Source organism: Nonomuraea jiangxiensis (assembly GCF_900099965.1).
In the GTDB taxonomy this organism is placed as follows: Bacteria; Actinomycetota; Actinomycetes; order Streptosporangiales; family Streptosporangiaceae; genus Nonomuraea; species Nonomuraea jiangxiensis.
The window spans coordinates 200,786-212,422 of the sequence record NZ_FNDJ01000016.1 but is presented as its reverse complement, the minus strand read 5'-3'; the positions used below and the strand labels follow the sequence as shown (position 1 = coordinate 212,422).

The window sequence follows — 11,637 nt, the reverse complement described above, 5'->3', positions numbered from 1 at the left end:
CTACCCGCGCCTGCGCAAGGTGCCGGCCAACCCCGCCCCCACCAGCGCGAACGCCGTCGCCGCCAGGAAGGGCGCGGAGGCCCCGTATCCCTCCCCGACCACCCCGGCCACCGCCGACCCCGCCGCGCTCCCCATCCCCACGGCCGTGGAGGCCCACCCGAACGCCTCGGCCTGCGCCGCCGGAGCGAGCTCGTCCACCAGTAACGACGTCGTGGTCATCGCCGGATTGAACGCCAGCCCCGCGGCGAACAGCCCGATCCAGACCACCGGCAACGCCTCGATCAGTACGAGCGGCGCCACCGCGACCCCCAGCGCCAGCAGCAACCCCACCATCCGCACCGCGGGGGACGACGCCCAGGACCGGGCCCCATAGACGGCGGCCCCCGCGATCCCGCCCAGCGACAGCGCCGCCACCAGCAACCCGGTGGCAGCGGGTGCGTCGCGGGCGGCGGCCAGCGCGGGCAGCCCCACCTGCAGCGCCCCGAGGGTCCCGCCGAGCAGCGCCACCACGGACACCAGCACCAGCATGCGCCGGTCCGCGAACACCCGGCCGCGCTCCCGCGTCGCCGTGACCGAGCCCGCCCGCAGCGCCCGCGCGAAGGCCAGCGTGCCGAGCCCGGCCGCCACCGCCACCACGACCAGCGCCACCGACGAGGACGCCACGGTCCCCGCGTCGCGTGCCGGCGCCCCGCTCGCTGTCACCGCGATCAGCAGCCCGAACACCAGCGGCCCGATGAGGAAGGCCAGCTCCTGTACCAGGTAGACGAGGCTGTAGGCCGCCGTACGCCCGGAGTCGGCCATCCGCCGCCCCCATGCGATCCGCATGCTCAGTGAGATCGGCGGCAGCCCGGCCCCGGCCAGCCAGGCCAGCGCCACCATCGCCCACCATGACGGCGGACCGCCGCGGGCGAGGATGGCCAGCGCCACCAGCGCCGCCGTGTGCACCAGCGCGGTGGCGACCAGCACCGGCCCCGGCCCGTGCCGGTCCATCAGCCGCCCGTGCACGGGCCTGCCCATGCCCGCCCCGACGGAGAACGCCCCCGCCGTCGCCCCCGCCAGCGCCAGCGAGCCGCTCGCGTACTGGATCACCAGCACGATCCCCACGGGCGCCACCTGCTGCGTGAGCTGCGCCAGAAAGCCGAGCACGGCCTGCCAGGTCACCCCTGGCAGGCCGAGCAGCGTGCGGTAAGGCATGTTTCGCGAGCTCATAAAGACCGCACGCTACCTCGTAGATCAAGATGCGGGGCAGTCGGTTGCCTTCTCGTTGTCGTCGACGAACTCCTGATCCAGCGGCTCGGGTCCTACCTGGGCGCTGGCCACATCAGATGCGAGGAGGGAGCCGCCGCTCACGAACCAGGAGTCGGGCACCGAGTCCCGCACCTCGTAGTCGCCACCCCGCGTGCCGCGGGTCGTCACCGTGAACTCCTCGATGCCGATCCCCCGCTCCCGCAGCATCTCCCGCACCTCGGCGACGGTCTTGTTGCGGTACGCGACGCAGTACATGGGCTCGCCCTTGGCATCCCACCTGGTGAAGGCCAGGTAACGCTCGCCGGGCCTGGCCTTCCTGCCGACGTTGATCTGGGCCGCGCCCTTGAAGCCGACGGGGATCTTCACCCCGATGGCGCAGCCGCCCAGCTTGTCGCACGGGCCCGGCGGGTCGATGCCCTTGATCTCGGTGATGTGCTCGTGGTTCGGCGAGCTGGGGAAGACCATCCTTTCGAAGGCGGCGGTGGCGGGGACCACCGTGAGAGAGACGTCCAGGCCGACCGAGCGCAACTGGGTCTCGTAGCTTTCCGGGTCGGCGTACAGGTCCTTGATCTGGATGACGTAATAGCCGTCCTGCTGCTTGATGTCGAGCGCGGAGGCGGTGGAGGTCGGCATCAGCCAGGTCACCGTCAGGACGAGGGCCGTCAGCAGCGCGCCCGTCGGTGCGGCGATCCGCCATCGGAGCACCCGCCGGGCGGGACGCGGACGTTCCTCCGTCATGATCTCGCGCATCAGGTCGAGGGCGCCCCCGCCGGCCTCGGTGACGGGCGGAGCGGCGAAGCGGGCGACGACGTGGTCGAGGTCCTGGGTCATGACCGGCCTTCCGCGAGAGAGACGGCTCGGCTGCCGTAGCCGGTGAGGTCGGGGTCGAGTGCGGCCAGCTCCCTGGCCAGTCGCTTGCGGGCGCGGTGCAACCGGATCCTGGCGGCCCCGCGCGAGCAGCCGAGCACTTTCGCGATCTCCTGCCCGCTGAGGCCCTCCCAGGCGACCAGGCCGAGCAGTTCCCTGTCCGCGTCGGGGAGCCGCATGAACGCCTCGTGTGCCTGCCCGTGGTCTCTGACGGGCTCCGGCCAGGTCCTGACCTCCTCGCGGAGCCGTGACGCCAGGGCCGTCCTGCGTTCCTCGGCGCGGAAGTGGTTGGCGAGGACGCGCCTGGCGACGCCGTACAGCCAGAGCCTGGCCTCGTCGCCCTGGGGGATGTCGTTCAGCCGCCGCCAGGCCGTGGTGAACGTCTCCGCTATCGCGTCCGCGATGTCGTCCGGCGAGCCGGCACGCCGCCGTACGTAGGTGGCGACGGCGGGATAATGCGCCATATAGATCTCCTCGAAGCGCTGTTCGGGCTCAGGTGGCCCCATGGAGGTGGTCCTTCCGATCGGCGAACACACCTGAGGAGATGTCCGGATAAGTCAGACTGTTTCACTCGGTTCCGAGGGAGGCGCCGACCGTACGGAGGGCCGACAGGAGCGGGCGGAGCAGCGGATGGGAGTCCGCGCCCCGGCGGGTGGCCGCGAAGACGCGGCGTTCCGGACCCGGCGTGTGGCGCACCACGATCCCCGCCGGCGCCATGTCACGCAACGCCAGCCGTGGCACGAGCGCCACCCCCGCCCCCGCGCCCACCAGGGCCACCACGGCGCGGAAGTCGTCGGAGCAGTGTGCCAGGTTCGGCGTGAAGCCCGCCTGCTGGCACGCGAACGTGATCACGTCGTGCACCGGATTGCCCGGATAGGGGCCGATCCAGGTCTCGGCGGCCAGCGACACCAGCGTGGCCGACCCGGCCAGCGGATGGTCGTGCGGCAGCACCAGGTCGAACGGCTCGGCGTAGAGCGGCAGGCGTGACAGCCGGCGGTCGGCGGCGTCGGGCGCGCCCCGGTATTCGACGGTGACGGCCAGGTCGGCCTCCCCGTCCAGCAGCATCGCCAGGCTGTGGTCGCCCTCGGCGTCCAGTACGCGTACGTGCAGCCCGGGTGTCGTGACGCGCAGGCTCGCGATGGCGGGGGAGAGCACGGCGCTGATCGCGGTGGCGAAGCAGGCCACGGTGACCTCGCCGGCCTCGCCGGTGGTGTACGCGGCCACCTCGGCCTCGGCGCGTTCGAGCTGGGCGAGGACCTCGTTGGCGTGGCCCAGCATGATCTTGCCCACGGCGGTCAGGTGCACGCCGCGCCCGTCCCGCGTGAACAGGCGGTGCCCCACCTCATGCTCCAGCGCGACCAGTTGCTGGGACACGGCGGAGGGAGTGAGGTGCAGCGCGGCAGCGGCGGCGGTGACCGTGCCGTGGTCGGCCACCGCGCGCAACGTACGCAACCGCCGCGTGTCTATCACGCGCGTTCCTCAGCCTCACTCTGTGAGGTGGGCTCGGTTGCCATCCGCCTTCTCCCGCTCTGGTCGTTTCTCCCCAGGCGGGAGAATACTCACCCGCGGGCTTGGACGAACGCCTGGATCGCGCGATCGACGTCCTGCGGGGAGTGGGCGGCCGAGAGCTGCACCCGGATTCTGGCCTGGCCCTGCGGGACCACCGGGTAGGAGAAACCGATCACGTAGATGCCCAGGTCGAGCAGGCGGTCGGCCATGGCGCTGGCCGCCGCGGCGTCACCGATCATGACGGGCACGATCGGGTGGTCGCCCGGCAGGATGTCGAACCCCGCCTTGGTCATCTCGCTGCGGAAGCGGGCGGTGTTGGAGCGCAGCCGCTCACGGGCGTCGTCCGAGGTCTCCAGCAGGTCCAGGATGCGCAGCGACGCGGCGGCGATCACGGGCGCCAGCGAGTTGGAGAACAGGTAGGGGCGCGAGCGCTGCCGCAGCAGCTCGCAGATCTCCTTGCGGGCCGAGACGTAGCCGCCGCTGGCCCCGCCGAGCGCCTTGCCCAGGGTGCCGGTGATGATGTCGATCCGGTCGGTGACCCCGTGCAGCTCGGGCGTGCCGCGGCCGGTCGGGCCGACGAAGCCGACGGCGTGGGAGTCGTCGACCATCACCATGGCGTCGTAGCGTTCGGCCAGGTCGCAGATGTCCCGCAACGGCGCGAGATATCCGTCCATGGAGAACACGCCGTCGGTCACGATCAGCCGCCGCCGCGCGTCCGAGGACTCCTTCAGCCTGGCCTCCAGGTCGGCCATGTCACGGTTGGCGTACCGGTAGCGCTGGGCCTTGGACAGCCGGATGCCGTCGATGATGCTGGCGTGGTTGAGCGCGTCGGAGATCACCGCGTCCTGAGCGTCCAGGATCGTCTCGAACACGCCGCCGTTGGCGTCGAAGCACGAGCTGTACAGGACGGTGTCCTCCATGCCGAGGAAGTCCGACAGGCGCGTTTCGAGCTCCTTGTGCACTTCCTGGGTGCCGCAGATGAACCGTACGGAGGCCATCCCGAACCCCCACCGGTCCAGCGCCTCCTTGGCCGCCGCCACCACGTCGGGGTTGTCGGCCAGGCCCAGGTAGTTGTTGGCGCAGAAGTTCAGCACCTCGCGCCCGGCCACGCTCACCTGGGCGCTCTGCGGGGTGCCGATCACGCGTTCGGGCTTGAGCAGCCCGGCCTCGGTGATCTCGTCGAGCGTCGTACGCAGCTGCTCGCGCACGTTTGTGAACATCAGGCGCTCCTGTCCATGGTCGGGGCCGCTTCGGCCTCCGTCGGCTCGTTCCTCGCTCTCCCCGGCCGGGCTTCTTCGCTCCAGTCCAGGATGACCTTGCCAGTACGGCCGCTGGCGGCCGTGTCGAAGGCGGCGTCGAAGTCCTGGTACGGGAACCGGTCGGTGATCACCGGGGTGAGGTCGAGGCCCTTCTCCAGCAGGACCGACATGTTGTACCAGGTCTCGTACATCTCGCGGCCGTACACGCCCTTGATAGTGATCATGGACGTGACGATGGTGGCCCAGTCGACGGCGAACTCCTCCGCGGGCAGGCCGAGCATCGCGATCTTCCCGCCGTGGGTCATGTTCGCGATCATGTCTCGCATGGCCGCGGGGTTGCCCGACATCTCCAGCCCCACGTCGAACCCCTCGCGCAGGTGCAGCTGGCACATGCCCTCGCCGATGGTGGTCCTGGAGACGTTGAGCGCGAGGGAGACGCCGAGCTTGCCGGCCAGGGCGAGTCGCTCGTCGCTGACGTCGGTGATCATCACGTGCCGGGCGCCGACGTGCGTGGCCACGGCCGCCGCCATCAGCCCGATCGGGCCGGCCCCGGTGATCAGCACGTCCTCGCCGACCAGGGGGAAGGACAGGGCGGTGTGTACGGCGTTGCCGAACGGGTCGAAGATGGCCGCGACGTCGGGGTGGACCGGGACCCGGTGCACCCAGACGTTGGAGGCGGGCAGGGTGAGGTATTCGGCGAACGCGCCGTCCCTGTTGACCCCGAGGCCGATCGTGTTGCGGCACAGGTGCCGGCGGCCGGCCATGCAGTTGCGGCACTTGCCGCACACGAGGTGTCCCTCGCCGCTGACGAGGTCGCCGACGGAGATGTCCTCGACGCCCGGCGCCACCTCGACCACGTGCCCGGAGAACTCGTGCCCCACGATGATCGGAGGCTTCAGCGTCTGCCGCGCCCAGTCATCATATTTCCGGATATGCAGGTCGGTGCCGCAAATGCCGGTCCGCAGGACCCGGATCTTCACCTCGCCCGGGCCCACCTCGGGTTCCGGCACGTCCACCAGCCGGAGTCCGGGCCCGGCCTTCTCCTTGACCAGCGCTTTCATGGCTCAATTCCCCCTCGGTCCGAACCTAACGCACTGTGCCCGCTCCGCTCGGGACGTGTCCATCGAGGGATTCTTAAGTGCCCCCACAGCTCAGCTTCACGCGGGCAGGGCCCCCGAAGGCGGGCACGATCACGCAAGCAGCTTGATCCGGGTGCGTCACGCTCGGCGGCGAGGGCCTCGCACTCGACCACGCGGAGCGGCTGCTGTTCTCGTAGTGCTGTCACCCAGGGGACACAGTTGCCCTGTGGTGCTCGAATGTGCAGGATTAAAGCTAGTTACTTGCATAAATTGGCGCTAGTCTCCAGTGAGCCCTGACGGCTCGGGCTCACATGACCCGGAGGCCCGCTCGTCGCGAGGACCGCCTTCACCGGCTCGAAGATCACCTTTACCGGCTCGGAAGAGAAGGGACCTCTGTGGAAGACCTGCGCATCGGAGTCATCGGCCTCGGCCTGCGGGCGAGCCTCGCACTGGCCGGACACCGCCCGGGCGGGGGCGCGGTCGTGGCCGCCCTGTGTGACTCCGACCCGGCGGTGCTCAAACGGCAGGCCGAACGGTTCGAGGCGGAGTTCCTTACCGAGGACTACCGCGAGCTGCTCGCCAGGCGCGACCTCGACGCGATCATCGTCAACACGCCCGACGACACGCACGAGCGCCTGGCCATCGACTGCCTCCAGGCCGGTAAGGCCGTCTACCTGGAGAAGCCGATGGCGATCACGGTGGAGGGCTGCGACCGCATCCTGCGCGCCGCCCGCGACACCGGCACCCGCCTGTACGTCGGGCACAACATGCGCCACATGGGCGTGGTACGCCTGATGCGCGACATCATCCGCAAGGGCGTCATCGGCGAGCCGAAGACCGTCTGGGTGCGCCACTTCGTCTCGTACGGCGGCGACTACTACTTCAAGGACTGGCACGCCGACCGCACCCGTACCACGGGCCTGCTGCTGCAGAAGGCGGCGCACGACCTGGACGTCATCCACTGGCTGGCCGGTGGCTACACCACCCGCGTCAACGCGTTCGGCGACCTTATGCTCTACGGCGACCTGCCGCGCCGCGCCCCCGGCACGCCGCGTCCGGACAACTGGCTGCAGGAGTACGAGTGGCCGCCGACCGCGCGCAAGGACCTGCACCACGTGATGGACGTGGAGGACGTGTCGGTCATGAACATGCGCCTCGACAACGGTGTCATAGCCGCCTACCAGCAGTGCCACTTCAGCCCCGACTACGTGCGCAACTACACGGTCATCGGCACGGAGGGTCGCCTGGAGAACTTCGGGGACGGTCCGGGGGACATGGTCAAGGTCTGGAACACCGGGCCCACGGGATACCGGGACGACTGCGACATCGCGTACAAGGTGCCGGCGGCGCAGGGCACGCACGGGGGCGCGGACCCGGAGATCATGACCGAGTTCCTGCGGTTCGTCCGGGAGGGCGGGGTGACGGACACCTCCCCGGTGGCGGCCCGGATGAGCGTGGCGGCCGGATACATGGCCACGATGTCGCTCCGGAACGGCGGCATGCCGTACGACGTGCCGGACCTGGACCCGGACCTGGCCGCGTACTTCGAGGCCGGCCAGGCGTGATCGCACTCTCCTGAGCATGCGGACCCCCGTCGAGGGAGGCGGAACTCGACGGGGCTCGGCGGACAGTAGAGGTATGTGGATATGTCGATGCGAGTCCGCATACGTGATGGGGACAAGGCGGCGTTCGGCCAGCTCTTCGACGAGTGCTCCAAATCCGTCTACAACCACGCCTTCCGCCTGACCGGCAACTGGTCCACGGCCGAGGACGTGACGGCGTTGACCTTCCTGGAGGCCTGGCGCTTACGGGGGCGGATCGACGTCGAGGGCGGCTCGCTGCGGCCCTGGCTGCTCGGGATCGCCACGAACGTGGTCCGCAACCAGCGCCGGGCCGCGCGCCGCCACGACGACGCCCTGGCCAGGCTGCCGCCGGGCGAGCAGGTGCCGGACTTCGCCGACGAGGTCGTCGGCCGCATCGACGACGCCGAACGCCTGGCCACAGTGCGCCGCGCGTACGGCCGGCTGCGCCGCCAGGAGCAGGACGTGTTCGCGCTGTGCGTCTGGGCCGGGCTCGACTACGCCCAGGCGGCCGAGGCGCTCGGCATCCCGGTGGGCACCGTCAGGTCCCGGTTGTCCCGGGCCCGCAGGAAACTTGCGAACTTCGGGGAACCGCCGCCCGGGACCCGACAGGTAGAAGGTGACCGCGGCCCCGAGGAGATGAAGGAGGTCCGATGAACTGGCCGAGTGAACGCGATCTTCCCGAGGGCCGTCACCGACTGATCAGGGAGTTCGTGATGACCGAGATCGACAAGCAGCCGCAGTCGCGCGGGTGGCGCCGCCCGCGCCTGGCCGTCCTCGCCCCCGCCCTGGGCCTGGCCGCCGCCGCCGCGCTGGCCGTGCCGCTCCTCTTCGGCGGCACCCCCGCGTACGCCCTCACCAAGGGCTCCGACGGCCTCATCCACATCACCATCAACGAGGCCAAGGACCCCGACAAGCTGCAGGCCGACCTGCGGGCCATGGGGGCCGACGTGGTGGTGGACTACGTTCCTGAGGGCAAGAAGTGCGGCCCTGAGCCCCGCAGCTCCCACTTCCTCGGCCGCGACGAGGCGCCCCTGGCGGTGTTCCCGCCGCCGCCGTCGTCGTCGTCGGAGGACCTCGCGCCGGGCTTCACCATCGACCCGAGCGTGATCGGGCCGGGGCAGACCGGCGTGCTGGAGTTCAGCGTGTCAGAGCGGACGGACCAGCAGGTGGCCGGCATCTGGGCCCGGGTGGGGACGGACCCGGTCGCCGACTGCGTGCTGGAGGACACCACGGGGGCTCCGCTGGCGCACTGAGGTCGACCGAAATGATGCCCGCCGCACAATTCATCCCGTGCGGCGGGTATCGCCATGTCAACGAGTTAGGGCTCCAGGGTTGGAAGTGCCGTTCCAACCATGCAACACTGTTGCAAGGTTGCTACATGGTAAGTCGGGGAAGACATCAGCACAACGAGATCAATGCGGCCTTCAAGGTCATCCGCAAGACCAGGTCGTTGACGGTGGTGGAAATCCACAAGGGGCACCGCTGGGGGGCGATTGAGTGCGTCTGCGGCGGCGATCCGTACACGGTCTGGTGCACGCCGCGAAATCCAGGCAACCATGCGAGAGGCATACTGCGATATGTCAACACTCACGCCGCGTGCGCTGACAGCGAGGATGGGTCATGATCAGCTGGGATTTCCGCGTCACTCTGAACCGAGCACCCGCCGATGACGAGGTGGACGCCCTTTTCGAGGCCGGTCTTGACGACTGCTCGATAGCAGGGGGTCCACGCGGTGACGTCTACCTCACGTGCGACCGTGAGGCGGAGAGCATGCTGGATGCGATCGCCTCCGTGATTGCCCAGATCAGGACGGTTCCCGGGCTCTGGCCGGTCGGAGTGGGCGAGGACGACGGCGTGACGCTGGGTGACGCGGCCCGGCGGCACGGTGGCCGGACACAGGCGAGCCTGCGGCAACTCGCCACCGGACAGCGCGGCCCCGGCGGTTTCCCTGAGCCGCTCATCGAGGCCGACAACATCAGCATCTATTCGTGGGCCGAGATCTCCGAGTGGCTGCGCACGCGGATGGGGGACGACATTCCATCAGAGAACCCCGACGTCGCCCTTGCCGATGCGCTCGTCAAGGTCAACTGCCGGGCCCGGGCGGCACATCGGGAGGACGGGCTTCGCCACCTGTTCGATTCCGTCGCCTGACCCGCGCTTGATCACCATTTCCTCGCCCCTTGACACCACTCCTACTACGAAGCGCGGTCCCACGATGCCGGGTCGCGTGAGAGCCAAGCCCGGAGCGCCCGCCGTGCGGCGGGCGACCACCCCGGGCAAGGGTCGCGTGGTCGGCACCCCCGGGAAGGGGCCGCGCGGTCGGGCACCTCGGGCGTAGGCCGTGCGGTCGGTGCCCGGGGAAGGGGCCGTGCGGTCGGGCGCCTCGGGCGTAGGCCGTGTGGCCGCAGTTCCCATGCAAGGACCCTGGGAGGGGCATCCCCGGGAAGGGGCGTGTGGCCGTGCTTGCCATGAAAAGGCACTACGAGGGCATCGCCGGGCGTAGGGCGTGGGTCAGTGTTCGGCTTCCTTGGGTTTGCGGTCCAGGTCGGGGAACGGGGACGGCTCCTGGGCGCCCTGGGTGAGCTGGCGGGGGCCCTTGGGGCTCTCCGCCTCCTGGGCGTCCGCGACCGCCTCGGCCGCAGCCTCCGAGGCCTTGGCGACCTCCTCGTCCATCTCCGCCGACTCCGGGAGCTCGTCCCTGGTCGCCGCCGACCTGGGCAGGGCCTCCGTGAACGCCTTGGAGACGCCCTGCAGCGCCGACGTCACCTCGCTGGGGATCACCCAGAACGTGTTGCCCTCGCCCTGCGCGAGCTGCGGCAGGACCTGCAGATACTGGTACGCCAGCAGCTTCGGGTCCGGGTCGTTGCGGTGCACCGCCTGGAAGACCTGGTCGATGGCCCGCGACTGGCCCTCGGCCTCCAGGATGGCCGCCGTGCGCTGGCCCTCGGCCCGCAGGATGCGGCTCTGCTTGTCACCCTCGGCCGTGAGGATCTGCGACTGCCGCTGGCCCTCCGCGTTGAGGATCGCGGCCCGCTTGTCACGCTCGGCCCGCATCTGCTTCTCCATCGCGTCCTTGATGGTCTTGGGCGGGTCGATGGCCTTGATCTCGACGCGGTTGACGCGCAGGCCCCACTTGCCGGTGGCCTCGTCGAGCACGCCGCGCAGCTGGCTGTTGATGGTGTCGCGGGAGGTCAGGGTCTTCTCCAGGTCCATGGAGCCGACCACGTTACGCAGCGTCGTGACGGTGAGCTGCTCGACGCCGTGGATGTAGTTGGCGATCTCGTACGCCGCCGCCCGCGGGTCGGTCACCTGGAAGTAGAGCACCGTGTCGATCTCCACGACCAGGTTGTCCTCGGTGATGACGGGCTGCGGGCGGAAGCTGACGACCTGCTCGCGGAGGTCGATGACGGGGTAGACGCGGTCGATGTACGGGATGACGAAGTTGAGACCCGGCTTGAGCGTGCGGTGGTAGCGACCGAGCCGCTCCACGTTGCGGGCCCGCGCCTGCGGAACGATGCGGACGGCCTTGAGGACCGTGAATGCCGCGAAAAGTATGATGAAAAGTCCGACCAGCAACAGCGGATCCATGGGTCACTCCCGGGGATATACGAGGGCTGTAGCCCCTTCGATCTCGATGATGTCGACGGTCGCCCCTGTGGGGATCACCAGTGTTTCGTCATAGGCGCGTGCCGACCATTCCTCGCCCCCGATGCGTACGCGCCCGTCGCGACCGGTGACCTCCGAGATCACGTAGGCGGGTTTGCCGACCAGTGCCTCGATGCCGAACCGCTGTGGTGGCGGCTGGCTGATATGGCGCAACGCGATCGGCCTGATCACCAGCAGTCCGGCCGCCGACGAGAGTGCGAAGAAGAGCAATTGCAGGGGAACGGGCAATCCGAGGGCCGCCGTCCCCGCGGTGAGGAGAGCTGCCGCGCCCAGCAGCCCCAACGAGGCCGTGAGCGTGAAGATTTCGGCCACGCCGAGGACGACTGCGAGGATTACCCAGATGATCCATTCATCCATGTCCGGCCCTCCTGGTAGGACAACGGGCCTGTCTTCGCTTGCGGTTCCCCCCTTACTACGTTAGTCCTG

12 protein-coding genes are annotated in these 11,637 nt (G+C 69.7%); 4 read left to right on the top strand and 8 right to left on the bottom strand.

All coding sequences use genetic code 11. The features are described from left to right. The 6 genes from BLS95_RS32795 to tdh form a co-directional block, all read right to left on the bottom strand. Positions 1 to 1,194 carry an MFS transporter gene (locus BLS95_RS32795; protein ID WP_176993501.1) on the bottom strand — a complete coding sequence of 398 codons (1,194 nt, stop codon included), beginning with the start codon at positions 1,192 to 1,194 and terminating at the stop codon, positions 1 to 3. Between the two features lie 39 nt (positions 1,195 to 1,233). Continuing rightward, positions 1,234 to 2,079 (bottom strand): hypothetical protein, encoded by an 846-nt coding sequence (locus tag BLS95_RS32790; protein WP_090940318.1) that lies wholly within the window; start codon positions 2,077 to 2,079, stop codon positions 1,234 to 1,236. Beyond that, complete coding sequence (locus BLS95_RS32785) at positions 2,076 to 2,621, bottom strand: RNA polymerase sigma factor (RefSeq protein WP_090940316.1); 546 nt, start codon at positions 2,619 to 2,621, stop codon at positions 2,076 to 2,078. The genes BLS95_RS32790 and BLS95_RS32785 overlap by 4 nt, the downstream gene beginning before the upstream one ends. 61 nt (positions 2,622 to 2,682) lie before the next feature. Beyond that, positions 2,683 to 3,585, bottom strand: a complete 903-nt coding sequence (locus tag BLS95_RS32780; protein ID WP_090940314.1) for a LysR family transcriptional regulator — start codon at positions 3,583 to 3,585, stop codon at positions 2,683 to 2,685. 89 nt (positions 3,586 to 3,674) lie between these two features. Continuing rightward, positions 3,675 to 4,844: a glycine C-acetyltransferase gene (locus BLS95_RS32775; RefSeq protein WP_090940312.1), complete on the bottom strand. Its 1,170-nt coding sequence runs from the start codon at positions 4,842 to 4,844 to the stop codon at positions 3,675 to 3,677. Then, positions 4,844 to 5,944, bottom strand: a complete 1,101-nt coding sequence (tdh, locus tag BLS95_RS32770) for an L-threonine 3-dehydrogenase (RefSeq protein ID WP_090940310.1) — start codon at positions 5,942 to 5,944, stop codon at positions 4,844 to 4,846. The genes BLS95_RS32775 and tdh overlap by 1 nt, the downstream gene beginning before the upstream one ends. A gap of 413 nt (positions 5,945 to 6,357) precedes the next feature. On the opposite strand from tdh, the gene BLS95_RS32765 reads away from it, so the two are divergent. From BLS95_RS32765 to BLS95_RS32745, 4 genes are all read left to right on the top strand, one after another. Beyond that, positions 6,358 to 7,527, top strand: coding sequence for a Gfo/Idh/MocA family protein (locus BLS95_RS32765; protein WP_090940308.1), 1,170 nt, complete (start codon positions 6,358 to 6,360; stop codon positions 7,525 to 7,527). A gap of 87 nt (positions 7,528 to 7,614) precedes the next feature. Then, positions 7,615 to 8,199 (top strand): RNA polymerase sigma factor, encoded by a 585-nt coding sequence (locus BLS95_RS32760; RefSeq protein ID WP_090940306.1) that lies wholly within the window; start codon positions 7,615 to 7,617, stop codon positions 8,197 to 8,199. Further along, positions 8,196 to 8,798 (top strand): hypothetical protein, encoded by a 603-nt coding sequence (locus tag BLS95_RS32755; protein WP_090940303.1) that lies wholly within the window; start codon positions 8,196 to 8,198, stop codon positions 8,796 to 8,798. The genes BLS95_RS32760 and BLS95_RS32755 overlap by 4 nt, the downstream gene beginning before the upstream one ends. 517 nt (positions 8,799 to 9,315) lie before the next feature. Further along, the gene (locus tag BLS95_RS32745) at positions 9,316 to 9,696 is read left to right on the top strand and encodes a hypothetical protein (RefSeq protein ID WP_143043952.1); all 381 of its coding nucleotides are present in this window, start codon (positions 9,316 to 9,318) and stop codon (positions 9,694 to 9,696) included. A gap of 360 nt (positions 9,697 to 10,056) precedes the next feature. Here BLS95_RS32745 and BLS95_RS32740 read toward each other — a convergent pair whose 3' ends face one another. Further along, positions 10,057 to 11,133 (bottom strand): SPFH domain-containing protein, encoded by a 1,077-nt coding sequence (locus BLS95_RS32740; RefSeq protein WP_090940294.1) that lies wholly within the window; start codon positions 11,131 to 11,133, stop codon positions 10,057 to 10,059. Positions 11,134 to 11,136: 3 nt separating this feature from the next. After that, positions 11,137 to 11,568 carry an NfeD family protein gene (locus BLS95_RS32735; RefSeq protein WP_090940291.1) on the bottom strand — a complete coding sequence of 144 codons (432 nt, stop codon included), beginning with the start codon at positions 11,566 to 11,568 and terminating at the stop codon, positions 11,137 to 11,139. Positions 11,569 to 11,637: the final 69 nt, after the last annotated feature.